Annotated in this window: 19 protein-coding genes and 3 tRNA genes; 5 read left to right on the top strand and 17 right to left on the bottom strand. The window is 60.0% G+C overall.

Annotated elements, in window-relative coordinates:
- Positions 1 to 201: 201 nt before the first annotated feature.
- The 4 genes from AC1PPK_RS12375 to AC1PPK_RS12360 form a co-directional block, all read right to left on the bottom strand.
- A tRNA-Pro gene (locus tag AC1PPK_RS12375) sits at positions 202 to 278 on the bottom strand.
- A 118-nt stretch (positions 279 to 396) separates the two neighbouring features.
- Positions 397 to 1365, bottom strand: coding sequence for an octaprenyl diphosphate synthase (ispB, locus tag AC1PPK_RS12370; RefSeq protein WP_481118111.1), 969 nt, complete (start codon positions 1363 to 1365; stop codon positions 397 to 399).
- A gap of 75 nt (positions 1366 to 1440) precedes the next feature.
- Positions 1441 to 2190, bottom strand: coding sequence for a glycerophosphodiester phosphodiesterase (gene ugpQ / locus AC1PPK_RS12365; RefSeq protein WP_481118110.1), 750 nt, complete (start codon positions 2188 to 2190; stop codon positions 1441 to 1443).
- 13 nt (positions 2191 to 2203) lie between these two features.
- Entirely contained in the window at positions 2204 to 3373 is a 1170-nt protein-coding gene (locus tag AC1PPK_RS12360; RefSeq protein WP_481118109.1) for an extracellular solute-binding protein, read from the bottom strand.
- A gap of 260 nt (positions 3374 to 3633) precedes the next feature.
- Here AC1PPK_RS12360 and AC1PPK_RS12355 point away from each other — a divergent pair, with 260 nt between their 5' ends.
- The gene (locus AC1PPK_RS12355; protein WP_481118108.1) at positions 3634 to 4101 is read left to right on the top strand and encodes a hypothetical protein; all 468 of its coding nucleotides are present in this window, start codon (positions 3634 to 3636) and stop codon (positions 4099 to 4101) included.
- 15 nt (positions 4102 to 4116) lie between these two features.
- Here the strand turns inward: AC1PPK_RS12355 and AC1PPK_RS12350 are convergent, their stop codons facing one another.
- From AC1PPK_RS12350 to AC1PPK_RS12340, 3 genes are read right to left on the bottom strand one after another with little or no spacing between them, the layout of a single operon-like run.
- Complete coding sequence (locus AC1PPK_RS12350) at positions 4117 to 5919, bottom strand: putative bifunctional diguanylate cyclase/phosphodiesterase (RefSeq protein WP_481118107.1); 1803 nt, start codon at positions 5917 to 5919, stop codon at positions 4117 to 4119.
- Positions 5916 to 7253, bottom strand: a complete 1338-nt coding sequence (locus AC1PPK_RS12345; protein WP_481118106.1) for a cyclic di-GMP phosphodiesterase — start codon at positions 7251 to 7253, stop codon at positions 5916 to 5918. Before AC1PPK_RS12345 ends, AC1PPK_RS12350 begins: the two co-directional genes overlap by 4 nt.
- A 34-nt stretch (positions 7254 to 7287) precedes the next feature.
- Entirely contained in the window at positions 7288 to 8325 is a 1038-nt protein-coding gene (locus AC1PPK_RS12340; RefSeq protein ID WP_481118105.1) for an aldo/keto reductase, read from the bottom strand.
- A 163-nt stretch (positions 8326 to 8488) separates the two neighbouring features.
- Between AC1PPK_RS12340 and rlmM the strand changes: the two genes are divergently transcribed.
- Positions 8489 to 9571 carry a 23S rRNA (cytidine(2498)-2'-O)-methyltransferase RlmM gene (rlmM, locus tag AC1PPK_RS12335; RefSeq protein WP_481118104.1) on the top strand — a complete coding sequence of 361 codons (1083 nt, stop codon included), beginning with the start codon at positions 8489 to 8491 and terminating at the stop codon, positions 9569 to 9571.
- 80 nt (positions 9572 to 9651) lie between these two features.
- Positions 9652 to 11088, top strand: coding sequence for a DEAD/DEAH box helicase (locus tag AC1PPK_RS12330; protein WP_481118103.1), 1437 nt, complete (start codon positions 9652 to 9654; stop codon positions 11086 to 11088).
- 96 nt (positions 11089 to 11184) lie between these two features.
- Here AC1PPK_RS12330 and AC1PPK_RS12325 read toward each other — a convergent pair.
- The 9 genes from AC1PPK_RS12325 to AC1PPK_RS12285 all read right to left on the bottom strand — a co-directional run bounded on the left by AC1PPK_RS12325 (position 11185) and on the right by AC1PPK_RS12285 (position 20497).
- A tRNA-His gene (locus tag AC1PPK_RS12325) sits at positions 11185 to 11260 on the bottom strand.
- A gap of 114 nt (positions 11261 to 11374) precedes the next feature.
- Positions 11375 to 11450 (bottom strand) — tRNA-Thr (locus AC1PPK_RS12320).
- An 89-nt stretch (positions 11451 to 11539) separates the two neighbouring features.
- Positions 11540 to 15394: a pilus assembly protein gene (locus AC1PPK_RS12315; RefSeq protein ID WP_481118102.1), complete on the bottom strand. Its 3855-nt coding sequence runs from the start codon at positions 15392 to 15394 to the stop codon at positions 11540 to 11542.
- Between the two features lie 25 nt (positions 15395 to 15419).
- Positions 15420 to 16115 carry a pilus assembly PilX family protein gene (locus tag AC1PPK_RS12310; RefSeq protein ID WP_481118101.1) on the bottom strand — a complete coding sequence of 232 codons (696 nt, stop codon included), beginning with the start codon at positions 16113 to 16115 and terminating at the stop codon, positions 15420 to 15422.
- A complete protein-coding gene (locus AC1PPK_RS12305) occupies positions 16108 to 17358 on the bottom strand; it encodes a PilW family protein (RefSeq protein WP_481118100.1) in 1251 nt (416 codons plus the stop codon). The genes AC1PPK_RS12310 and AC1PPK_RS12305 overlap by 8 nt, the downstream gene beginning before the upstream one ends.
- Entirely contained in the window at positions 17333 to 17782 is a 450-nt protein-coding gene (locus AC1PPK_RS12300; protein WP_481118099.1) for a type IV pilus modification PilV family protein, read from the bottom strand. The genes AC1PPK_RS12305 and AC1PPK_RS12300 overlap by 26 nt, the downstream gene beginning before the upstream one ends.
- 7 nt (positions 17783 to 17789) lie before the next feature.
- Positions 17790 to 18386 carry a pilus assembly FimT family protein gene (locus tag AC1PPK_RS12295; RefSeq protein ID WP_481118098.1) on the bottom strand — a complete coding sequence of 199 codons (597 nt, stop codon included), beginning with the start codon at positions 18384 to 18386 and terminating at the stop codon, positions 17790 to 17792.
- Positions 18380 to 18802, bottom strand: coding sequence for a type IV pilin protein (locus AC1PPK_RS12290; protein WP_481118097.1), 423 nt, complete (start codon positions 18800 to 18802; stop codon positions 18380 to 18382). Before AC1PPK_RS12290 ends, AC1PPK_RS12295 begins: the two co-directional genes overlap by 7 nt.
- Before the next feature lie 792 nt (positions 18803 to 19594).
- Positions 19595 to 20497 (bottom strand): LysR family transcriptional regulator, encoded by a 903-nt coding sequence (locus tag AC1PPK_RS12285; RefSeq protein WP_481118096.1) that lies wholly within the window; start codon positions 20495 to 20497, stop codon positions 19595 to 19597.
- Between the two features lie 187 nt (positions 20498 to 20684).
- Between AC1PPK_RS12285 and AC1PPK_RS12280 the strand changes: the two genes are divergently transcribed.
- Both AC1PPK_RS12280 and aceB read left to right on the top strand, forming a co-directional pair.
- Positions 20685 to 21377 (top strand): haloacid dehalogenase type II, encoded by a 693-nt coding sequence (locus AC1PPK_RS12280; protein WP_481118095.1) that lies wholly within the window; start codon positions 20685 to 20687, stop codon positions 21375 to 21377.
- Positions 21378 to 21416: 39 nt separating this feature from the next.
- On the top strand, positions 21417 to 23015 hold the full coding sequence (gene aceB / locus AC1PPK_RS12275; RefSeq protein ID WP_481118094.1) for a malate synthase A: 1599 nt from the start codon (positions 21417 to 21419) through the stop codon (positions 23013 to 23015).
- A 77-nt stretch (positions 23016 to 23092) separates the two neighbouring features.
- Here the strand turns inward: aceB and pdxR are convergent, their stop codons facing one another.
- Positions 23093 to 24583 carry a MocR-like pyridoxine biosynthesis transcription factor PdxR gene (gene pdxR, locus AC1PPK_RS12270; protein ID WP_481118093.1) on the bottom strand — a complete coding sequence of 497 codons (1491 nt, stop codon included), beginning with the start codon at positions 24581 to 24583 and terminating at the stop codon, positions 23093 to 23095.
- Positions 24584 to 24816: the final 233 nt, after the last annotated feature.

The raw sequence follows: 24816 nt of genomic DNA, 5'->3' as shown, positions 1-24816 counted from the left end.
AGAGCCCCCTTGCAGCTGACTGACCGGAGGTCAGTGCAGACAGTGACAGGAGCGAACAGCGGGAAGCAGGCATCGATACCATCGCCGGTAAGCTGTATTTGCCGATTTCGGCAGTGGAAATGAAAATGGAGCAAAGTCGATCTTGACTTTGCTCCATTTTCATTTGAGTGCAAATAAACTTTCTATTTGCACTTGAATTGGTGGTCGGGGAAAGAGGATTCGAACCTCCGGCCCCTGCGTCCCGAACGCAGTGCTCTACCAGGCTGAGCTATTCCCCGACTCTTTACTGCTGAATTAGCGCTGTTTTGCCAATTCCCTACAACAGAAGACGTTCATTTTACACTTAATTTCGACTTTGTAAAGTATTTTTTAAATACTTTTTAAATCTGCCGAAGCTCAGTATTTCCGTGCAACTGCGAAGGACGACAATTCTATCAACGATTCTTTAAAAATGGAAGAGGGAAGTTGATTAAGTGCATTAAGTGCGAGCTTTGCCTCTTCTTCAGCCACTCTACGGGTGGCTTCAATCGCTCCGGATTCACGAATGGCACTCAATACCGCTGCAAAGTCATCCCGCCCGCCGGTTTCGATGGCCTTGCGTACACAAGCCGCCTGCTCGGACGTGCCGTGCTGCATGACGTGGATCAGCGGCAACGTCGGTTTGCCTTCGGCCAGGTCATCGCCAATATGCTTACCGGTATCCGCTTCTTCGCCGGAATAATCCAGCACGTCGTCGATCAATTGGAACGCCGTGCCGATATGCATGCCGAAGGCGGCGAGACTGTCCTCGAGTTCCTGTCCAACACCGCCCAGAATACCGCCGAGCCGGGCCGCCGCTTCAAATAGCTTGGCCGTCTTGTAACGGATCACGCGCAGGTAATCCTCGATTTCGACATCGGCGTTGTGGCAATTGAGCAATTGCAGGACTTCGCCTTCGGCAATCACGTTGGTGGCATCCGCGAGAACACGCATCACCTTCATGTTGTCGGTGCCGACCATCATCTGGAATGCACGGGAATAAAGGAAATCCCCGACCAGCACGGAAGCCGCATTTCCGAACAGGGCATTGGCCGTCTTGTTGCCACGGCGCAATTCGGACTCGTCGACCACATCGTCGTGCAGGAGCGTTGCGGTGTGAATGAATTCCACAACCGCCGCCAGTTCACGATGGTAGCTGCCCTGATAACCGGCCGCGCCAGCGGCAAACAAGACCATGGCCGGGCGTAGTCTCTTGCCGCCGCTACCGATGATGTACTCGGCCACTTGGCGGATGAGGACCACATCGGAGTAGAGGCGTTCCCTAATGACGGCGTCAAGCGCCTTCATGTCTTCGGCGATCGGCGCGTAAAGCTGCGTGAGAGACAAGACCATGCCCAGGATAGGAAAAACGCGATGGTAGAAGCCGACTGCGATGACGTCAAGCCGGGCCAGTCAAGTAATTCACGACTCCGTCACGGGTGCGGACAGGCGATCGGGACGGTCTGAAAACACACCGGAAACACCCCAATCCAACAGGCGCCGAGCCTCCGCGCGGGAGTTCACCGTATAGATCATCACCGCAAAACCCGCGTCGCATACGGCAGCGACATCGGCTTCGGTGACCCAGTGGCGTGACAGATTCAACGCAACACAGGACAGTTGCCGCACGGTATCGAGGGCCGCTCGCGTATGGCGCTCCGCCAGCAATGCCCGGGGAAAGGCAGGAGCTTCCTCGATGGCGGCCTCGAGGGCATCAGTGGAAAAGGAAGACAACAGAACCTGCTGGCCAGTAGCGCCAGCGGCACTCAACATACGCCCGACGACCTGCCCGGTCTGCCTGTCATGGCCGGCGGCCGGCTTGATCTCCACATTGGCAGCCAGCCCTAGACGCCGGCAGCTTTCGAGGGCCGCGGCAAAGGTAGGGATCGTCTCGCCGGCAAAGGCTGGATGGAAGCAACGACCGACATCCACGGCGGACAACTCCGCCGCACTGAGTTCGGCAACCCGCCCCCCTCGACCGGCGGTGCGGTCCAGCGTTTCATCGTGGATCAGGAAGGGCTGGCCATCCGCGGACAACATCACGTCGAACTCGACGGCCCGGCAACCAAGCCGGGCGGCGATTTCGAGGCCGGCCAGGGTGTTTTCCGGCGCCAGCGCTCCGCCGCAGCGGTGTGCCAGCAGCTCAGGCCACACCCAGCCGGCCGTGGTCACTCAGAGACCTCGGTCAGTCCAGCGCGCGCGAGCGCGACACGGCATTGTCGAGGGCCAGCTTGGACGGCTTGCGGTCGTCCCAGACGGACTCCAGCTCTTCCTCGATGATGCGACGGACCGCGGCACGCTGCGGGTAGCTGCTCGCCCGGGACACGGAACTCACCGGCTTGTGGGTCAGCTGCTGTACGCCGATGCGAATCGCGGCCAGATCGTTCGCCAGCAGGCTGCTTTCGGAAGCCAGCAGACCGGCACGGTTGAGGGGCAGATAACCCGCAGTGCGCTGCCATTCCACCTGGCTCTCGCTGCTCAGCCAGAAGCTCACGAAGCGGGCGACGGCCTTGTACTCAGCCGGCCTCTTGCCTGCGCCAATCCACAAGGCTGGACCGTCAGCGAGGGTGTTCTGCGGCGCACCGTAATAGTCTTCATGGTAGGGCAGCGTTGCCACGCCAACCTCGAACCCGGCCTGGCGCTGCAGGGTCGGGAAGGCGGCGGAAGGCGCGGTGAGGACCGCGCACTCGCCCTTGGCGAAATGCTCGGTGGCTTCGTCGTCGCGGCCGAAGAGGTGCAGGTAGCGGGCCTTCACCCACGAAGACAGCATCGCCACGTGCTTGACCTCGAGCATGCCGTTGATGGCCAGGCTGGCCCTCTTGCCTTCGGAGACGACCGGCTCGTTGTGCCAGGCACTCATGTTCTCGACCAGGATCCAGGCTGGCTGGGCAGTGGTATAAGGACAGTTGGCGCCATGCGCGACCAGCTGCCCGAGGGTTTTCTGCAGCGCCTGCCAAGTCTTGGGCGCGTTATCCGGATCGACGCCTGCGTCGCGGAAGGCCTGCTTGTTGTAGAACATCACCGGGGTCGACAGTCCCACAGGCAGGGCCACCAGGCGATTGGCGCTGTCGAGCGGGCTCGGCGTCATCATCGCCGGCGCACGCAGGGTTTCCAAGCGCTCGCCGGCATCCTTCATGACTTGATGGAGCGGGCGGTAACGCGGAGCACCGCTCAGAAAGCCCGGCAGATCCCGTTCGCCGAGGATCATCATGTCCGGCAACGCGCCGTCGTTCCAGCGGCGCTCACGCACCACCACCTTGACCGCCGGATTGGTCGCGTTGTAGCGATCGACCAGTTTCTGCAACTGCTCGCCCTTGTCAGCACCAAGGCTGTGCACCAGTTCGACTTCTTTCACGGCAGCATCTGCCGGTGCAGCGCGGGATGCCTGGGGTTTGGAAACCGGATGCGATTTGGCAGCAGCCATGACCGGGGAGACGCACACAGCGCCGAAAGCCGCCACCAAGGCGGTACGACCAAAAATATTCATGGGGAAGGGGTCCATCGACAGGAAGACGCGAATCAGGCGCTAATTATAGTAAGAAGCGCCCTGCTCCGCCCGCCCGGATTCGTGACAAGACGTTCAAGTCCCCTGCACCGAGGCCGTTTACGAGATCAATGCAACGCGACCAGCGAGCCATGACTAGACCCTCCCTGCGCTTGATGCTTTCGATTATCAGCGTCGCTGCCCTGCTCGGCGGCTGCGAACGCCTGGGCATACCCGACCCAAGCAAGGCCGCAGCTCAGACCGAGGCCGAAGGCAAGGCAATCGGCAGCGCCTGCCGGCATGCGGGACGGGCGATCGAAGACTGCTTCACACTCAACCAGGGGGCATCCAAGGCTTCGGTGTTTGCCGGCTGGAAGGAAATGAACGACTACATGGCAGAAAACAAGATCAGCGAGGTCGCGCCGCAGCTTCCCCCGCCCCCACCTCCTCCTCCCCCCGGAGCCAAGCCGGCCAAGGCCAAGAGTTCTGACGCTGACACGCAAAATGACGCCAAGGACAGCGAAGACGGAGCCAAGAACGATGCGGATTCAGCCGCGGAAGAGGAAACTCCGCGCAAACGCCGCCGCGCCAAGGAATGACCGAAGCGGCACTATTCAGCCTGTGGCCGGAGGGCCTTCCTGGCGGACAGCTTCGCGCCACCAGTCGATGAACACGTCAACCGGCATGGCCGGCGCATAGAGATACCCTTGGGCGCAGTCGCAGCCCATGGTGGCCAGCATGCTTTCGGTTTCTTCGTTCTCTACGCCTTCGGCCACAACCTCCAGGCCGAATGCGTGAGCGATACGCACCATCAGCTCGACGATGGAGCGGTCGCTGGCCGACTGGACGATGCGCTCGACGAAGGACTTGTCGATCTTCAGTTCGTCCACTGGCAGACGGCGCAGGTAATCCATGGACGAATAGCCGGTGCCGAAATCGTCCAGAGCCAGGCGCCCGCCAGCTCCTTTCAGGATCTCAAGCGTGCGCACGGACATGCCCTCGCTCGACACCAGCCCCCCCTCGGTCAACTCGAAACACAGTCTGGACGGACTGACCCGCCAGGTTTCGCAGGTCTGCCGGATGAAGAGGGGCAATTCCGGATCCTGCAGATCCTCCGCCATCAGATTGGCCGAGATACGCAGTTCGCAACCGACCGCATCCAACGCGGCGAGGCTCTGGGCGGCCTGTTGGATCACCCAGCGGGACAGGTCGGCCATCAGTCCCAAGCGCTCGAAGACACGCAAAATCCGCCCAGGGGAAACCGCCCGCCCTTCACCATCGGTCCACCGCAGCAAGGCCTCGGCCCCCACGGGCCTGCGCGACGGCAACACCACCTGTGGCTGCAGGCAAAGCCTGAACTGGCGCGCCTCGAAGGCACGGGCCACCTCGGTCTCGAAATTTGCATCCCTGTCAGCCTGACGCGTCACATCTGGGCAGTACACATCGAAGAGCCGCCCCGAACGCTTGGCCACATTCACCGCCATCCTCGCGGTTCGTTCGATATCCAGAGCGCTTCGGGCGTGCTCCGGTGCCCAACTGCCACCAGCACAAAAGCGGCCACGCAAGGCCGGAAACGCATTGCTGCGCGCAGCATCACAGGCATCCACCAACTTGTAGGCCGCCAGCGATACCTGGGCGGAACTGCGCAGATCCGGCAGGATCACCGCCCACTCCGCATTTCCCAGGGCACACAGCACATCCCGCGGGCGCAGCGCCGCCCGCATGGCATCAGATAGCGCCAGACACAAGTAATCCTGCTCGTCCAACGCGAGGACATCGGCGGCAAAACCCCAATCTGCCGTGACAAGCACAAGGCCGAGCACATCGCCCTCTCCGACGCACTTCAGGTAATCGCTCAGCAGACTCAGAAAGCGGCGCCGATTGGGAATGCCGAGCACCGGGTCGGCGTCCTCGGCGCAGATACGGAAGGCCTGCTCCTGCTCGACCGTCGCCTCGGCCAACACCCCGCCAAGACAGAATCCAAGACGTACCAACGCCATCTGGATGTCCAACTCGAGGCGATGAGCCGTGCTCCGCTCACCGAGCAATTGGGCCCGGCACTCCCCGAGGAGGGCTTCGGTCGCCAGGAAAGGAAACTCGGCCACTGCGCCTGCCAGATAGCATTCTAGCCAGCGCCCCACCAACTCCCGGAGCCAGGTCGCAGAAAAATCCCACTCGGCAAAACGGGCCAGACTGGCACAAAACGCATCCAGCGGCGCCCCATCCCCCTCGCCAACATGGACGAAGCGTTCGGCAAGCCCAGCTGCCAGCCCCTCCACATCGGCCATCCGGCCGAAAGCCCGGATGGCCGCCTGTTCCGCCGGTCCGATACCGTAACGCAGCAACAGACGCGCCAAGGCATCCCCATCGAAAGTTGGCACCACCAGGCCACCTAGGTTCAGGGCTCGAGTATTCATCTCAGATAGAACTCGGAGGGCACCACGCCATAGGCCCCGGGTGGCAGGGCCTTCACGATGAAATACTGTTCTCCGACCGCACCGGGCCGGTCGTACAGGAGATCGACAGTCTGGGGATAGGTGTTCGGCTTCTTGTCCGGCCCGAGGAGGATCATGACTTTCGGCTTCAGGCGACGGATGCGATTCTGCGCGACGACCACCGCGACTTCGCCCGAATTGAGCTCGACCAGGGTACCAACGGGATAGAGGCCGATGCACTGCACGAACTGATCGATCAGACTCGCAGAGAAGCAGCCCCCGCGCTGGACGCGCATCGCATCCAACGCAGTCTGGGCACTCTCCGCCACACCATACGGGCGCTCGCGGGTCATCGCACAGTAAACGTCGCAGATACCGGAGATCTCGGCCATGATGCCTAGCGCTTTCCCGCTCAAGCCGGCCGGATAGCCACTACCGTCCACCCGCTCATGGTGTCTTTCGACAATCTCGAGCATCGCCGAACTTGCATGGGGAGATGCGGACAGGATCTGTCTCGAGTAATCCACGTGAGTCTTGAAAATCTCATACTCCGTGGGCGTCAATCCGCCGGGTTTGTGCAGAAGACGCGGAGGAAGCCGCAGCTTGCCGACGTCCTGCAACATGCCAGCCATGCCAAGCGTTGCAATAGCATCCTCACCCAGCCCCAGCGCACGCCCGAAGATCATTACGTGCGCGGCAACGTCAAGGGAGTGATCGTAACTGTAGCGATCCGTCTGCTTGAGGCGCACCAACCACAGAAGCGCATCCGGATTTCGGGCGACACTCAACACCATTTCGGCCACGACACTGCGCACGCGTTCTAGATCCGGATTCAGACAGCTCTGCACGTCATGGGCAATCTGCTCCAGCGCGCCCTGCGCACGGGCCATGACCGGGAGTGTCGTGGCGATCTCGGTTTCGAGAGGCACCTCCGTCGCAACGGTGCTCACACTCGACGTGCCTAGATTGATCGTCTCACCATCGCCCTGCTGTTTGAGGCCCCCCGCACGCAGAGCCCGCAACAGCGCGAAGAAATCGAGGGGACGCCGCCTTGCCCCCAGATCAAGCGCCCCCCTTGAAGCTTGCCGATGCCTGGGCAATCCTTCCAGCACCTTCGGATCGGAGCGCCAGGCATCGCCGACGGAACGACTCCGATCCACGTATACGAAGCGGCATTCCCGCTGCACCTGTCCAAGCGTCGCCTCGTCCTCGATCAGAAAGCCCTGCAGCAGGAACGGCGACTCCAGCCAAGGGCGATCGAGTTCGTCCACAAACATGCCGATGCTCAGATCGCGGGCAGCTACGATTTCCCTCAACGCACTTCTCCCGAACGACGACCGTCACCGATAGTCAGGGCGCCGGATTCGTGAACTGCAGGTGTATTGCGTCTATCCCGGCCAGCACGGCTTCCGGCAAAACCCGCTCGGCGGCCCGTAGATTGGCTTCAAGCTGCGCAACGGACGTTGCTCCGAGGATGGTACTCCCCACCAGCGGCTGTGCGGCTACGAAGGCTATCGCCAGCTCGGCTGCCGTCAGGCCATGTTGTCGGGCCAGCTCCACGTAGGCCGCCACCGCAGGGCGGACATTCGGCTTGTCGTAACGCTGCCCGAAACTGGGGAATAGGGAAATCCGGCCGGATGCCCCAGGGTCGTCCAGATACTTGCCAGTCAGGTGGCCGAAGGCCAGCACGGAATAGGGCAACAAGCTGATCCTCTCGCGGAAGCACACCTCGGAAAGCCCCTGCTCAAAGACCCGATTGAGCAGGTTGTAAGCATTCTGGATGGTGGCGACCCGCGGCAGCCCCAGTTCATCGGCAATCCGCAGAAACTCCATCACCCCCCAGGGATGCTCGTTGGACAGCCCTACATAGCGGATCTTGCCCTCCTTAACGAGTTCCCCGAGGACTTCCAGCTGCTCACGAATCGGCGTCGCCGGACGCTCGGCCGCCGGATCGAAACGCCACTGCCCGAACATGGGCTGATTGCGGGCCGGCCAGTGCAGCTGGTACAGATCGACGTAATCGGTGCCGAGCCGCCGAAGGCTTCCTTCCAGCGCGGCCCTGATGTTGTTCCCGTCCAGCGCCTGCGGTCCTCCGCGAATCCAGCCCATTCCACGCGCCGGCCCCGCCACCTTGGTGGCCAGCACGACCTTGTCACGCGCCCTCCCCTTCAGCCATGAGCCGACGATGGACTCCGTCGAGCCATAGGTCTCAGCTTGGGCCGGAACCGGATACATCTCGGCCGCATCGATGAAATTAACACCCTGGGCGAAGGCGACGTCCAGCTGAGTATGCCCTTCCGCCTCGGTGTTCTGCCGGCCAAAGGTCATCGTACCGAGACAAACCGACGAAACCTGCAAGTCGCTGTTCCCCAACAGGCGATATTCCATGAAATAGCTCCCAAAACCCCGGTAAAGAGACGGCCCCAGCGCAACGATCGGTTATTATCCGCCACCAACCGGCCCACCACCGCACCGGGAATTGACGGCAGTGGCCGCTGAGTATTCCAGAATTCTACACATCCATCCTGCCACGCCACTCCTTCAGTCCGTCATGTCGTCTGTCAACCAGCCTCACCCGGCGCTCGGCGTCCTCGTTCAATGCCGGCCCGGTTTCGAAGCCGATGCCGCCCAGGAGCTCCAGACTGAAAGTCGGCGTCTCGCGGGCCGGATCAATGCCCCCGGCAACGGCGGTTTCGTTTATCTAGCCCTGGACACTCCGGCCCCACACGATGAAATACGGCGCCGCATCGACATCTCGCGGCTGATCTTTGCCCGCCAGGCCTTCCAGGTTCTGGCGATCATCGACGACCTGCCCGAGCGCGACCGGCTGACCCCTTTGAAGGAAGCCGTTGCATCCTTCGGCGAACGCTTCTCGGCACTTCTGCTGGAAACCCCCGACACCAACAACGGAAAAGAGCAATCGGGCTTTCTGAAGCGCTTCGGCCCCTTACTGCAGGAATCGTTGGGCCAAGCCGGCCTGCTGAGACCTGACACACCGCACCTGCCGCGCCTGCACCTTTTCCTGGTCGGCAGTCGGCAGGCCTGGCTCGGCCTCAGCCTGCCCAGCGAATCCTCGCCGTGGCCAATGGGCATCCCGCGCCTGCGCATGCCCAAGGAGGCGCCGAGCCGTTCCACTCTCAAACTCGCCGAGGCAATACTTACGCTACTAACCCCTGACGAGCAGCAGGCCACACTACGCGCCGGTCTGCAGGCCGTCGACCTGGGGGCCTCACCCGGCGGTTGGAGCTGGCAACTGGCCAGCCGAGGCTTGCGGGTCACTGCCATCGACAATGGCCCCCTGGCCCCTTCGGCACTGGCGACGGGTCTCATCACGCACCAGCGTGCCGACGGTTTCACTTGGCGCCCGAAGAAGCCCGTCGAGTGGATGGTTTGCGATATGGTGGAACAACCATCGCGAATCGCGCCCCTGATGGCCGAATGGATCGCCAGCGGACGCTGCCGGCACACGATCTTCAACCTCAAGCTGCCGATGAAGCGCCGCCAGGAGGAAGTGGAACGCTGCCGCGCCCTCATCGACCAACGCCTGCGCCCGGCGGGCATCAAATATACATTGCGAATCAAACACCTCTATCACGATCGGGAAGAGGTTACGTGCTATCTGACGCGGCGCTGAGCGCGCTCCGATGTATAATGCCTGCCTACTTAAATGCTGCGGTGCACTAAACAAACAGCACCGCCATCGTGATCATATCCATGTCGTTTTCCGAACTCGGGCTCATCCCTGAAATCCTGCAGGCCGTCACCGACGCCGGCTACTCTGAACCCACCCCGATCCAGCGCCAGGCGATCCCCGTCGTCCTCGCCGGACACGACGTCATGGGCGGCGCCCAGACCGGCACGGGCAAGACCGCCGGTTTCACCCTGCCGCTGCTGAACCGCCTGGCCCGTCACGCCAGCACCTCGACCAGCCCGGCCCGCCACCCGGTACGTGCGCTGATCCTCGCGCCGACGCGCGAGCTGGCGATGCAGGTGTTCGAATCCGTAAAGCTGTACTCCAAGCATCTGCCCTTGCGCAGCACCTGCATCTATGGCGGCGTCGACATGAACCCGCAGATCCAGGAGCTCCGCCGCGGCATCGAGATCGTCGTGGCAACCCCGGGCCGCCTGCTCGATCATGTCCAGCAGAAAACCATCGCCCTCGGCCAGGTCGAGTTCCTGGTCCTCGATGAAGCCGACCGCATGCTCGACATGGGCTTCATCCCTGACATCCGCCGCATCCTTGCGCTGCTGCCGGCCAATCGCCAGAGCCTGCTGTTCTCGGCCACCTTCTCGGACGAGATCAAGAAGCTCGCCGACCAGATGCTGAAGAACCCGCAACTGATCGAAGTAGCCCGCCGCAACATGGTCAGCGAGACGATCACCCACATCGTCCATCCAGTTTCCAGCGGCCTCAAGCGTAATCTGCTGGCCCACCTCATCCGCCACGAAGATCCATCCAATCAGGTTCTGGTTTTCGTGGACACCAAGTTCGCCTGCAGCCGGCTCGCCCACTTCCTCGAACGGCATGACATCTCCGCGGACTCCATCCACGGCGACAAGAGCCAGCAAGCCCGCACCGAAACGCTCGACAATTTCAAGAGCGGCAAGATCCGCGTGCTGGTGGCCACCGATGTCGCAGCCCGTGGCCTCGACATCGAAGACCTGCCCTCGGTGATCAACTTCGAACTTCCCCATACCGCGGAAGACTACGTTCACCGCATCGGCCGAACCGGTCGAGCCGGCAAGAAGGGCAAGGCGGTATCGCTGGTCAGCGCCGAAGAACGACATCGCCTGGCCGACATCCAGAAACTGATCAAACTGGAAATCCGGCAGGAGGTCGTCCACGGCTACGAGCCGGAAACCGACTTCTTTGAAGGCGAAGCAGGTCGTCGGCGCAAGGCTCCGGCAGCGAGCTCTCGCCAGCAATCGGAAAGCAGCCCAAGCGATCGTCGCAAGCCCAGCGAGCGGGAGCGCCCTCCCCCCCGAGGCCGCAAGCCCAACCACATCGCACCAGACGGCTTCGACTTCAGCAAACCCTACGAAGCGCCAAAGGATCTTTCCCAACAGTCAGGTAGCGCAGCAGGGCGCGAAATTCACAAGACCCAGCGCCCAATTGCATTTCTGCTCGGCGGACTTGGGCGCAAGGCCTGACTGACCCCACATCATTTTCGGTAATACGCCCACTGCGTATTACCGAAAATGCGGCAAAAAAAAGCCCTGATTCCTCAGGGCTTTTTTCATATATTCTGGGGCGACATACCGGGATCGAACCGGTGACACCTGGAATCACAATCCAGTGCTCTACCAACTGAGCTAATGCCGCCACTGCTGACTTTCAAAAAACATCTCAAAGCTTTAGCCGTCAAGCACTTTCACTTGAGCAACTTCAAGTCTCAGCAAAAAGGCCAACCCTATGGAGTTGGCCTGAATGCATTTATGGTGCCGCTGACCGGAATCGAACTGGTGACCTTCGCATTACGAATGCGCTGCTCTACCGACTGAGCTACAGCGGCTCCAAGAGCTGCGCATTATACAGATAAAGAAAAACTACGCAAGCCCGTCATCCCATATAAAACGCATGACAGCGACGCGGGGCCCCACCTTACTGCCCGATAATTCGCCAGTTCAAAACACGCGGATCGCCAAAGCCCGAAACTTGACTCCCAACGAACGAGGGCGCTGATGCATCGCTGCGAGACCCGACAAGCCTAATTGTCGATCCGTAACGAACCAGTCTCAATCCCGCCAACCCTACGCTCGAAGGGATACTCCCCTGCACCGTCACTGCATTGCTAGTAGCATCAAGCAAGGAGAAAACCGATTTTGCGGTTCCATATTTGACGGCGTATGTCGAGCTGACACCAGCGGGATTGCACTTATCCTGGGTCATGGCAGACCCTACCCATGAGACGACACCTTCATTGGCTTGGGGATTAATCACAACCTGCTCAGGTCCTTTACTGGCTCCTGCGGGTGCCTTCGGAGAGTCCGCCGTCTCAATGAGATCGTAGTACCACCCCATAGGCTTGCTCGAGTCCATTGTCACGCCCTCTATGAGATTCGCCACCTGCACCATCTGGCTGCGCCCGACGGGAAATGTAACCCCTGAAGGCAAGGGATTGGGCGCACCTGCCGCCGTCGAGTATGGATTGGTCACCGTACCATCTCGTACGGCGTAAAAAGTCTGCCGCTGCGTGCTATCCCGATCATTGGTGTGCAGAAGACGCCCGGTTCCGACAAAAACATATCGCACCAAATCGGGCGCAGTTTCAATTAGCGGCTCGGTCGTCACAGGCTGCGGGTTCCCATCAACGTCCCTCAAAATGGCGATCGGGGTTGTCTCGCTTGGAACCGACAGCGTCGGGCTCATGAAATCAAAACGCCATACATTACCGAGCAAATCCCCTGCATAGAGTTGATCCATGGTCATGTCAGCATAATCCTGCACATATCCCGACAGATGAGTTAAACCTGAGGGTGTCGTCACACTACCTGCAGAAGTAGTGATCTTCTGGAGAAGAGCGCCATTTGTAGGATTGAGCACGAACACCACACCCTTGCCCGGCGCGCTGCTACTGGACACGCCAAGATTGTTATTGTAGCCAGCAGCAATAACGACCACCCATCCCCATTTCCTCGTTTTCACGATAAAAGGACGCCCGTAGCTGAACCCCATGTCCTCGTGAGTGAACTCCCAGAGAACCTTGCCCGCAATGGTCGCCTCAGACGTTGATGAAGTAGGGACATCCGTCACGTCCATTGCAACATAACTACGCCCGCCCTTCCCCAAGCCCGTAACAAGAAGCGTGCGCCAATCCGACCTTGCTGAATTGGTCTCAATAACACCTCCCGCTCTCGCAAAGTCGACATCCCGCGCAAATGGCGTAGCATTTACATAGTAATGATGAAGATAGTCATTGCCACTCAAAGCCTTCAAACCACTTTCCACCGGTACTCCATCCGGGCCGGCAAACATCGCATTCGGCACAACCGCAAACAACTCAGCCCCCCCTCCGGTACCGGAGACACGCGCATCAAATGCATGGAGCATTCCGTCATTGGCGCCAACATATACGACCGGCGTTCTGGAGGCCTTTGCTGCCACAAAAGCAGAATACCCCGGGTTGTAAGCATCGCTATAGACCTCGCTAGGCGGCCCAACGTACAATGCCCCCGAGTCGACAATATCGCCCAGGACCGAAGCGCGATAACGATAAGTATTTCGGGTCGTCAATGTGGACTGCTTACTGGTATCCCCGCGCAGATAGTTCAGTATGTCACTCTGCTCCGTCGTCGTGGCCCCTAGAGTGGCTTTCTGTGCAGTCGAAAGACTTCCAATCCTGAACGGCACCCCGACCAGCACACCAGAACTATTGGGCGCCAGCGTCACCACCTTGCGCGCCGTATCCCATCCAGTCCCCGCCACCTTGGCATCAAGCAGCGAGGCGGCACTCCACACCAAACTGGTCTTGATCACACCGAGTGTCGTGGAAGCATCGATTGTAAAGCCCTGCAAATCTCCAGACCAATATTGGGAATTGTAGCTTGTCAGGTACACTCCATCGGTAGTCGCTGTCGTGGAAATGGCCGACGACTGCAGAGCCGCTCCCGCTGCGGCCCCGATCATTGCGTTGATTTGGCTAAATGCAGAAGAAAGACCCGTCAACATGCGATCAGGATCGGACGCGGGGAAATAGGCATCTGGCAGGACCTCACCTGCGTACGTTTGCTTCAAGGCATTCCACTCGCCTTCATCAGGCACGCCGTTATTATTCACATCCTTGAATGCACCGTACTTTGCGGCCTTCTGATACTGGTTATTGGGTGCCTTGTGTGAAAACTCCAGCACATCAAGCCAAAAAGTCTTGATACGCATATCCGGAAAATCGCTCCGAAGGGCCTGGGTATTAGCGGCAAAAGCCAAGCCCGCGATGTAATCATGGGTCAGATCATAGCTCGGAATTTGCGTCACCCAGTAATTGGCTGTCTTTCCAGCAAACCTTTCCCCAGCCACAACCGCATTTACCGGCGTAACACCGCCGGACAGATTGGAATCACAGCATGTATTTGTATCACCCACGCCAATGACAAACTGCTTCTGACACATCCCCCCCGCAGCCGCACTCAGAACCGGATCTTTCCATGTCGAAATGACAGGAAAATCATCCTTTATTGCCTTTTTTTGCGCTGTCGTCAAAGACGGCGCGGACCCTGAGTTTGGAACAGGGGGAATGCTTGAGTAGCCAGCAATATTCCCAATCCCTTTCGGACCGAGAAGATAACGCAACGCCACCGCATACATCTCGCTGACATTGTCGTATCTCTTGTAACTTTTTGCACCATATCCGAAATTATTCAAATAATTGATCGCCCCCGTCTTTGTGACATCGGCATCCCCCCCCTTATCAGCCGGATACGGGTCAGCAGGAAAAACCCCCGTAGGCAGAATTTCATAAGTCTTGGAGTCGTTTATATGAGCCTTCAAGACCCCCCCATCCACGGCCTGCAACTGCGTATCATTACCATAGGTGTCGTTATTCAGATTCAAATAGCTGACAGCACCAAAACGCATCCGGTCAATATTCTTCTGAATCAGCCCAACCGGCTTGTAGACAAACTTTGTCCTGTCATCGGGGCTTTGATATTTCTGACAGTAATAATTGTCTGGATACTCGTGCTTGGTTGGATCCGTTCCATCGCACACCAGCACCCGAACCTGGAGACTCTTGTAAACCGTTGCCCCTGCCGTGGTTCCCGTGCTATAGCTAAACTCGACATTAAGCCCCTTGTTGAGAACGACCGCCACAAGATTCTTGGTTCCACTCACACCGTAAGGGGTATAGGAAGTGATATCTCCATATGGCAGCGATTTGTCGGGAAAATTCTGCTGCGTCCCCTGATTACTCGACCAACTCTTCTTCAATACGGTCTTACCCACCGGCGCCGTAGCCGAAAAATCAAGAGGTAGATCAATGTCTCGCGCCCCTCCCGTCATCGCCCAACGGAATAGATCGAGAACCGACATGGTTGCCCAGTTCAGGTAGTTTCCCGACCACTTACCCGGGCATTTAAAGGAATTCGTTACGTCCGTCGTCCCAGATGGCACGAAGTAGTTATTTGTAGCGTCATAATCGTAGCACTTGGTTGGATCAAAATAACCGAGATACTTGCGTGTCTTTTCGAAAAGACTATCTGACGTTGAATTGGCAGCCAAGGCCGAGCTGAAATTGGCGTGACTCTGAGCCGTCGGAAACTCCACAGACAGCGCAAGCATCACATTGGCAGGTACCGCTTCCTGACTTGCAGGGATCGGCACGTTGGCCAGGCCGGTTTCAGCCGCGCGCGCGCACGGCAGGACAGCGCCCCACAAGGCGGTAGCAAGCATGAGTCGCGCTGCGATCCGTCCGGATCCGACACCTGGGCATTTGCGCTGTACTTTAAGCAGGTTCATCATCATCAATCCCCGTTTGACGGAAACAACACTATTCTTGCGCAAAGGTAACAATCCACTGCGCATAAGTCTGGCTGTTGCGCACCCCGTCAGTACGCACCGTAACCCGATAAAGAGGGGTAGCCGTGGAGCCGGGTTTTCCAGCCCATCCCGTCCCGCCCCGAGGAGAACTGCTTGAAAGCATGCATGTGAGAGCCGATGCCGGCCCATATGTCGTGCACATACGCTCAATCAAGAACCTGGTCTTGGTCACATCCGATGCAGCAAATCCTCCGGTATAGGATTGCGCCGCCACCTTGAAGACCGAATCGAATGCAGTTGCATCCTTGATAATAACGGGAATCCCATTTTCATCGGACTCAAGCAGACGAGGATAGAAATTCTGCTTGACCCATTGCGTTGCTGCAGTGCACTTTACGCCGGTACTCGCCGGCGGAGGACAGCCCACAATGGAGTCCTGAATACTCAGGAGTGTTGTTCTATTGGTACCCGTCATTTGCTTGAACGCATCCCCAACCCCACGTGCCGACCTGCTATTTGTATCGCGCTTGAAGCCGATATTGCCCGACAGCAAGGCCGACGTACCGACCGAACTCAGCAAGGATGTCGCACCCAGCATCATTACAAGCAAGATAATCAGTACGACAGCCAGAACGGCACCGCTCTGCCGCCCAAAGCCGCCTCTGAACTCAACCGACATAGCACCTTCAATATGAAAATCACACATTGGGTGGCACCTTCATGTTTCTTAAAGGAATGACCCACTCATACACCTGATATTGGTAACGCTGCTCGTCTGCACTCAGGGATCTCTTGAATCGCCTCTTCTCGGGTAAATCCTGAAAAAGATTCAATTCAGTGACGGGTGCATCGGTCATGAACGGTTGCGCCGAACGCATCACCACTGCGATGCGAACAGCCTTGATGTATCCGATCTTTTGCTGGGTTGCCAGCTTCCCATCAAGCACGTTGGCTATTGTCCAGCCACTCTCCGACGGTGAAACCCATTCATCCACTGCGTTGTCGTTGTCCGTTCCACCAACGCCATCGTCAAGCCCATATCTGGCCTTGATGAGAAAAACATTTTCGCCAAGAACCTGTGGATCAGAACGGTTGAGAATGTCGAACTGAACGAGTTCCCCGTCGCCATTGACGCCCAGCAAGGCAAACGTCGGAGCATTCCGCAAGCCCAAGTGAAATGCAGCCGGTGCCTTCGTGAGAATTCCTGAGTCCACATTTCCATATGACATTCCATTCAAGGGAATGTCGGCATTGGAGACCGTAACAATCTTGGCCCCGATAGAACTGTCCGTGGCCAGCGTTGCAGGTGAAAAAGTGCTCTGCGCCTGCACTAGGCGACAATCCCCGGGGTCATCTGGAACGTCCTGGGGAACAGTTAGAAACATATCGAACAAGGAGGCATCTGCACCGGCCTTGAGCCCCATACCAAGGGCTGGGGTAGGCTTCACCACAAGCGATGAACCTGTCGACGAAACCATGATGGGCCTGTTACCTGCTGCGGAATCCCCCGCCATAACGACAAGAACGTCGGATCCGCTTGTTCCACCGTCCACGATGGCCAACGGAACCGCCCGCATTTTCTGTGGAACACTGCCGAAAGGACTCGGAAACGGGTCGGGACGCGGAAGGATGGCCGTCCCTGCGTAATTCACCAACAATTGGCACCCCCAGACATGCGAGCCTCGTGCCAGCCCAGCCCCTGCCTCCTGGAGCACCAGATCCAACCGCTGGGCGACGATTGCCGCAGCCTGCGTGGCATCCCCCGCCCCGGACAAATTTCGACGAAACATCTCACTCGACGAAAAAGTCTGCACGATGACCAGACTGGCCAAAAGCCCAACCACCATTCCAACCATCAATTCGACAAGACTGATACCCGACTGCCGCGCATGACACTGCCTGCGACGCCGTCTGCAATGGCGGTTAGAAAAGCATGGTTGTCGTTTCATATACTCCGTGCTCCACCTTTGACTTAGTCGCGTCAGTCGCCCCGGGCAAATCCCATTGAAGCACGACTGTAACAATGAAGGTATCAGCCGCATCCCCCTTGGAAACCGCCACCTGGGCCTTCGCATTGGGCAATTTGCTTCCGGCAACGACACGCTGATCGAACCACACTTTCGAAGTAGCACCACTTGCACCACTTCCATCCGAATTGAACGGATAGTTACTGAGTACAAGATCGCGCCTGTCAACAGCCATTTTGGCAAGCAATTCATCCGTGAGAATGGCCGCCTCCGTTCGAAAGCGGGCATCCGTGACGATTCGTGTGGATGCAGCTTGAAAACCTATCATCCCGAGCAAACCCAAGGAAAATATCAATAGCGCAACCAGCGCCTCAAGCAAAACGTAACCGTGAATCGCACGTTTCATCACAGGACTACCCCCCCGGACAATCAGTCGCGGCCAAGATCGGCTGACAAGCCTGCGGGTTTCCACTGGCAAGCGCCGGATTGCACATTTTCACCCCTCCTCCAGGCGTCACAAAAACACAGTAGGCAAAATCGCCCCCCTCCGTCTGTGACACCCGAAAAATCTGCTTCCCGCTCACTGCCGCTCCCGTCGAATCCAATACGCGCCCGGCCCCACTGAAACGAATGCTTGCAGGCCCCTGGTAGGCGATGCCGCCGGAAATATCCTTTGTTGTGTAACCGTTCACATAACGATTCGAGGCCGCAACATCAACCACCCGGATTGTCCAGTTCTTGCCGTTCGCCTTGGCGACGAGGGTTGCCACCGACGAGACGCTTGGCACATCGTCTGTTAGCATGAACTCGACATCGCTATTACGTCGAATCGCCTCGGCCTCAGCCTGCCTCAATGCATTCTGGATCAGCTGAGCACCCGACCCGACCGCACCACGCGCTATCAAGCCCCCAAAGTAAGGTATTGCAACGGCAAGCAGAATGGCCACGATAACCACCGTCACCATCAACTCCAGTAAAGTCACCCCTCTCTGGGCATGTCCGGTCAGCACGATCCCCCCTTGCTCATTAACCAGCAGTTTCCAGTGCTGGATGGCGTTGCCGATTTCTTTTCATTGCTTTCATTGATTGAATACCAGTAGCCACTCATTCCACCCGCCGAGGTTCCGGTTATCTTGAGTGTAAAGGTATTGGCGGTACACGCCGGACTGTGGGCGATCGTGAATGGCAGCCCGCTGAAACTGGCGCTAAAATCGGGACAGGAGCCATCTGCCAGCATATAAGACCGGTTGGCATTGAAAACCTGCTCCATCCGCACCTTTGCCTCGGACAGTGCCTCAACGCCCTGTGCGATCTTTCCCCGAGCGATGTGCTCGGTATAAGCCGGCACGGCAACTGCCGCAAGGATGCCGGCAATGGCCACCACGATCATCAATTCGATCAAACTAAATCCGCGCATTCTGTTCATGAACATTCTCCCTCCACACATGATGGAACCTGCCGTCGTCCAAAGCGAGACAACGACGATCAAAGGTGCGTTTATCCAGACAAGCGGCTTGCGATGAACCGCCCGTCTGCCCCTATCCTGATGTGCCCTGCCACTGCCGACGAGACAGCATTCGATGAGGCCTTACCCTGACACATCGCTGCTCGTCGCGAGTGTGCTTTCCATTACCCTCCACTGGGGGGCGCTGATCACTTTGGACCGCGCACCACACACCGGTCAGGCGTCCCCCACAGCCCCCCCCTTGATAGCGAGCTTGCGTACTGCGCCACCGCGCCCCTTTCCTCCCGCTTTACCCAAGCAGCGCTCCCCAGACAGGGTTCCAATCTCCAACGGGCCATCCGACCGACAGTCCATGACGCGCACGCCCTCCTCCCATCAACAGAGTACAGACGAAGCCCCATCCAACTCCAACGCGGGCGCCGAGGTGCCTTTCTTTCCTATTGAGGCCCTGAGCCGCCCTCCAGTGTTACTCACGAAAGTAGGTCCACAAGACTGGCCATCCAACCCGGGGGCTCCATCTGGTCGTCTCCTGATTCAAGTGGATATCGATGCAGACGGCCGTGTAGTCCGAACCACGCCAGTCTGTACGCCATACACGTGCCACGCAGCGGCAACATATGCCGGCTTTATCCGCGACTGGAGCTTTTCACCTGCCGAAATTCTGGGACATCCGGTCCCCAGTCGCATCGCTATTGAAATCGAATTGGAGAATCCGGTCGACAAGGATCTGGAGTTCAGTCCGCTGACACCTTCTCAGCCCCCCCAATAGTCCAGACGTCCGAACACCCCGCGTAAATGATCGATGAGCAGCCGTACCCGCAGTGGCAGGCGGCGATTCTGCGGAAAGACGGCATAAATGCCGGTGGCCGGCGCTGCCCACTCATCCAGCACCGACACCAGCGCACCGCCCGTCAGATCACGCTCCACCTCCCACATGGAACGCCAGGCCAGTCCGATGCCACCGAGCGCCCATTCGTGCAGCACCGTGCCGTCGTTGCATTCGAAACGCCCGGACACCTTGACGGTGCGCGCCTGCCCCGGTGAGTCCAGGTCAGCAAACACCCAGCCCCGCTGCGGGTCGAGGGACAGGCAATCATGGCGTGCCAACTCGTCCGGGGTTTCCGGAATGCCGTTGCGGGCCAGGTAGGACGGGCTTGCCACGACGACCCGCCGGTTGTCCGCCAAGCGCACCGACACCAGGCTCGAGTCGCTCAACTCGCCGATGCGGATCGCACAATCGACGCCTTCGTTCACCAGATCCACCAGTCGGTCGCTGAGGTCGAGGCTGCATGTCACCTCCGGATTGGCAGCGAGGAAATCCCGCACCAGCGGCGCCACATGGCGCCGGCCGAAGCCCGCCGGCGCCGACACCTTGATGTGCCCGCTGGCCTTCACGCCACCCAGGCTCACCGAAGCTTCCGCATTCGCGAGGTCGTTGAGGATGCGCTGGCAATCCTCGAGGAAGGCACTCCCCTCGAAGGTGAGGCTCAGCTTGCGGGTGGTGCGCACCAGCAGTTTCACCCCCAGTCGCTCCTCCAGCGCGTCGATGCGCCGCCCCATCATCGCCGGCGTCACGCCCTCGGCACGGGCGGCGGCCGACAGGCTGCCACGAGTCGCGACGCTGACGAAAGTCTCGATTTCCTTAAAGCTGCTCACTTGATACTAAAAGTAAAAAATCATTTGATTTTATTATGGCTTCTTTTTTGTTTAGTCATTAAATAAACTTCGCTCCAACGTGGTGGAGGAGAAGCTCATCGAGTGGCGCCACCGGGCAAGAGCCCGGCAGAAGCGCTCCGGAGCACCACCAACGACAAACCGCAGCATTGACGAGGACCTCAAGAGCATGGCGCACGCGCCCCGAATCCAGGCTGTTGCATTCGATGCCTTCGGCACGCTCTTCGACGTTTACTCGGTGGGCCTGCTGGCCGAACAGCTTTACCCTGGCAAGGGTGCCGCGCTGGCCGATCTGTGGCGCATCAAGCAGATCGAATACAGCTTCATCCGTACCCTGTCCGGCCGCTACAAGCCCTTCTGGGACATCACCCAGGACGGCCTGCAGTACGCCGCCGCCAGACTCGGGCTGGAACTCGACGCCCAGCGCCGCACCCAGCTGATGAACCAGTATGCTTGCCTGTCTCCCTTCCCCGAGAACCTGGGCGCGCTACGCACCCTGAAGGAAGCCGGTGTGCCCACCGCCATCCTGTCCAACGGCACGCCCGAAATGCTGCAGGTCGCCGTCAAGAGCGCCGGCATGCACGGCCTCTTCGACCACGTGCTGTCGGTGGATGCAGTGCGCAAATACAAGACCGCCGCCGACGCCTATGCGCTGGCGCCGCAGGCCTTCAACTGCCCGGCCGAACGCATCCTGTTCGTGTCGTCCAACGGCTGGGATGCCGCCGGCGCCACCTGGTTCGGCTATACCACATTCTGGATCAACCGCAGCGGCCAGCCCCTCGAGCAACTGGATGTCGCCCCCACCGTCCAGGGCCGCCTGCTGACCGATGTCGTCGATTACGTGGCGCGCCACCGCGCCTGAACAATTTCAGCTTTTTCAACTTCTCAACCAGGAGTCATCATGAGCCTCACCCTCCCCGCCGGCATGCAGATCAATGCCCCGATTCGTCCGGGCTACGAAACCATCCTCACCCCGGAAGCTCTCGAGCTGGTCGCCAAGCTGCACCGCGCTTTCGAAGGCCGCCGCCAGGAACTGCTGAAGGCCCGTGTCGAGCGCCAAGCCCGTATCGACGCCGGTGAAATGCCCGACTTCTTGCCGGAAACCAAGCACATCCGCGAAGGCGACTGGAAGGTCGCGCCGGTTCCCGCCGCGCTGCAATGCCGTCGCGTCGAGATCACCGGCCCGGTCGAGGCCAAGATGATCATCAACGCCTTCAACTCCGGCGCTGACTCCTACATGACCGACTTCGAGGACTCCAACTCCCCGAACTGGGACAACCAGCTCCAGGGCCAGGTGAACCTCTACAAGGCGATCCGCCGCGAACTGTCCTTCAAGAACGAAGCCGGCAAGGAATACAAGCTCAACGACAAGATCGCCACCCTGCAGATCCGTCCGCGCGGCTGGCACCTGGACGAGAAGCACGTCACCGTTGACGGCCAGCGCGTCGGCGGCGGCATCTTCGACTTCGCCCTGGTCTTCTTCCACAACGCCAAGGAACAGATCGCCCGCGGCGCCGGCCCCTTCTTCTACCTGCCGAAGATGGAAAGCCACCTGGAAGCCCGCCTGTGGAACGACATCTTCGTGATGGCCCAGGACCACTGTGGCGTGCCCCAAGGCACCATCAAGGCCACCGTGCTGGTCGAAACCATCCTCGCCACCTTCGAGATGGAAGAGATCCTGTACGAACTGCGCGAGCACTCCGCCGGCCTCAACGCCGGGCGCTGGGACTACATCTTCTCCTGCATCAAGAAGTTCAAGAAGAACAAGGACTTCTGCCTGGCCCAACGCGGCGCCATCACGATGGAAGTGCCCTTCATGCGCTCCTACGCGCTGGCCCTGGTGCAGGCCTGCCACAAGCGCGGCGCGCCGGCCATGGGCGGCATGTCGGCCCTGATCCCGATCAAGGGCGATCCGGAAGCCAACGAAAAGGCCCTCGCCGGCATCCGTCACGACAAGACCCGTGACGCCAACGACGGCTTCGACGGCGGCTGGGTGGCTCACCCGGGTCTGGTGTCCATCGCCATGGAAGAGTTCGTCAAGGTGCTGGGCGACAAGCCGAATCAGTTCGAGAAGCAGGTCGAAGGCTCCTTCGGCCCGGCCCAGTGGCTGGACTTCCGTCCCACCACCCCGATCACCGAAACCGGCCTGCGCAACAACATCAACGTCGGCATCCACTACCTCGGCTCCTGGCTGGCCGGCAACGGCTGCGTGCCCATCCACAACCTGATGGAAGACGCCGCCACCGCCGAAATCTCCCGCTCCCAGGTTTGGCAGTGGGTGGTCAGCCCGAAGGGCATCCTCGACGACGGCCGCAAGGTCACCGAAGAGCTGGTCCGCCCGATGATCGCCGAGGAACTGGCCAAGGTGAAGGCTACCGTCACCGCCCAGGGCGAGGACACCGCCACCTACGACCAGGCCGCCGAGATCTTCGACAAGATGTCGCTGACCCCGGACTACCCGGAATTCCTGACCCTTCCGCTGTACGAGGCGATGGAATAAGCGGAGCCCAAGCTGCGCTACGAAAAACGGCACCTGCGGGTGCCGTTTTTTCGTTTACCCGCCTCGCGGAACGCCGCTCAGCCTCGCCTGGCAGCCTTGTCCAGATGCGCCTCCACGACCCGCGCCAGCTTGATTGCCGCGGGGCGTATCAGCTCGTCCGGCACCGCCGCGAAGCCCAGGTTGAGGCCCGGCTCGCTACGGCTGCGGTCCATGTAGTACAGGGAGAGGGGCCGTACCACCACGCCGTCGGCCAGCGCGTCGGCGGCCAGCGCCGCATCGTCCACCGGCGCGTCGAACAGATACACCAGTTGCAGCCCGGCATGCCCACCGGAGACCCGCACGCTGTCGCCCAGGCGCGTGCCGAGCTCGTCGAGCAGGATGTCCCGCCGCGTGCGGTAGATGCCACGCATGCGCTTGATGTGGGCGGTGAAGTGGCCTGAATCGATGAACTCCGCCAGCGCCGCCTGATCGACCATCCGCCCTTCGCGGAACAGCTCCGCGTTGCCGATCGAGAAGGCATCCACCAGATCCTCAGGCACCACCATGTAGGACAGACGCAGGCCGGGGAACATCACCTTGCTAAGGGTGCCCACGTAGATCACCCGCTGGGTCCGCGACAGGCCGAACAGGGAGGCCAGCGGCTGGTTGTGGTAGCGCAGCTCGTTGTCGTAGTCGTCCTCGATGATCCACGCGCCGCAGCGCTCGGCCTGCTCCAGCACCTCCAGGCGCCGCTCCAGCGACAGCACCACGCCGGTCGGGTACTGGCTGGACGGCGACAGGCACATGATGCGCGGCGGCGCCTCCCAGTCCTCCGCCGTCGGCGCGATGCCGCCCGCATCGAGGGGGATCGCCCGCACGTCGAGCCCTGCCGCGCGCAGCACGTTGCGCGAGCCCCAGTAGCCCGGCTCCTCGATCCAGGCCCGGTCGCCGTGGTCGGTGAGCATCCGCGCGCACAGGTCCACCGCCTGGTGGGAGCCATTCAGGATCAGGATCTGGCGCGGCGAGCACTTCATCATCCGCGTCACGTGCAGGTACTCGGCAAGGGCGACCTTGAGCGGTCCGTAGCCACCGTGGGCGTACTGCAGCAGATGCGACTGAGCCGGCTGGAAATACTTGCTCAACAGGCGCCGCCAGATCGCGAACGGGAAGTTCTCGGTATCCGGCACCCCCGGCATGAAGGCCCCGCGCTGGATCCGGCTGCTGCTGCTCGCCGCCGCGATCTCCCCGCCGCGCCGCGATAAGCCCTCCCGCCGCGTCCCGACCAGCCGCTTGGGGGTCGGATGGCGGCCAACCCGCTGCAGCGCCTCCGACACGTAGGAGCCGTCGCCGATCAGGCCCTCGATATAGCCCTCGGCGAACAGCTGCTCATAGGCCCGAAGCACCGTATTGCGACCCATGCCCAGATCCCGGGACAGGGAGCGGGTGCCGGGCAAGCGGGTGCCAGGGGGCAATTGCCCATCAAGAATGGCCTGGCGCAGGGCCAGAAAAGTGCGGATGCGCAGCATCAGGCCTTCCGGCTGGCGGGCCAGGTGCTGCTGCAGCAATTCGACGATCAGGCGGTTATCCATGGCAGGGGAAAAGTGGCGTCAATCTTGCGTCAGTCGGGGGTTCCGGAGCCGCGGCCGCGTCGTCCTGCAGCGCAATACGCGCCGGCCGGAAAGCAGGTCCACAGACCCCGAATGGAAAGGTTCTCGCAAAGTGGTTCCTTCCAGTGCGCAATAAGTGGCTCTCTACAGAACCGCTTTCGCACCCTACTATGGCCTTAACGAACTCGCAACAAACGGCGCCGGCATAGTCGGCC

It is taken from the genome of Zoogloea sp. JDB1, from assembly GCF_056724025.1.
Note: the sequence above shows the minus strand (reverse complement) of the source record. Positions and strands in the feature narration are given on the sequence as shown.

Excerpts from the sequence above, each read along its gene's own strand:
- AC1PPK_RS12355 (WP_481118108.1), top strand. The coding sequence starts at position 3,634 with ATGCAACGCGACCAGCGAGCCATGACTAGACCCTCCCTGCGCTTGATG.
- AC1PPK_RS12350 (WP_481118107.1), bottom strand. The coding sequence starts at position 5,919 with ATGAATACTCGAGCCCTGAACCTAGGTGGCCTGGTGGTGCCAACTTTC.
- AC1PPK_RS12340 (WP_481118105.1), bottom strand. The coding sequence starts at position 8,325 with ATGGAATATCGCCTGTTGGGGAACAGCGACTTGCAGGTTTCGTCGGTT.
- rlmM (WP_481118104.1), top strand. The coding sequence starts at position 8,489 with ATGTCGTCTGTCAACCAGCCTCACCCGGCGCTCGGCGTCCTCGTTCAA.
- AC1PPK_RS12330 (WP_481118103.1), top strand. The coding sequence starts at position 9,652 with ATGTCGTTTTCCGAACTCGGGCTCATCCCTGAAATCCTGCAGGCCGTC.
- AC1PPK_RS12315 (WP_481118102.1), bottom strand. The coding sequence starts at position 15,394 with ATGATGATGAACCTGCTTAAAGTACAGCGCAAATGCCCAGGTGTCGGA.
- AC1PPK_RS12310 (WP_481118101.1), bottom strand. The coding sequence starts at position 16,115 with ATGTGTGATTTTCATATTGAAGGTGCTATGTCGGTTGAGTTCAGAGGC.
- AC1PPK_RS12305 (WP_481118100.1), bottom strand. The coding sequence starts at position 17,358 with ATGAAACGACAACCATGCTTTTCTAACCGCCATTGCAGACGGCGTCGC.
- AC1PPK_RS12300 (WP_481118099.1), bottom strand. The coding sequence starts at position 17,782 with ATGAAACGTGCGATTCACGGTTACGTTTTGCTTGAGGCGCTGGTTGCG.
- AC1PPK_RS12290 (WP_481118097.1), bottom strand. The coding sequence starts at position 18,802 with ATGAACAGAATGCGCGGATTTAGTTTGATCGAATTGATGATCGTGGTG.
- AC1PPK_RS12280 (WP_481118095.1), top strand. The coding sequence starts at position 20,685 with ATGGCGCACGCGCCCCGAATCCAGGCTGTTGCATTCGATGCCTTCGGC.
- aceB (WP_481118094.1), top strand. The coding sequence starts at position 21,417 with ATGAGCCTCACCCTCCCCGCCGGCATGCAGATCAATGCCCCGATTCGT.
- pdxR (WP_481118093.1), bottom strand. The coding sequence starts at position 24,583 with ATGGATAACCGCCTGATCGTCGAATTGCTGCAGCAGCACCTGGCCCGC.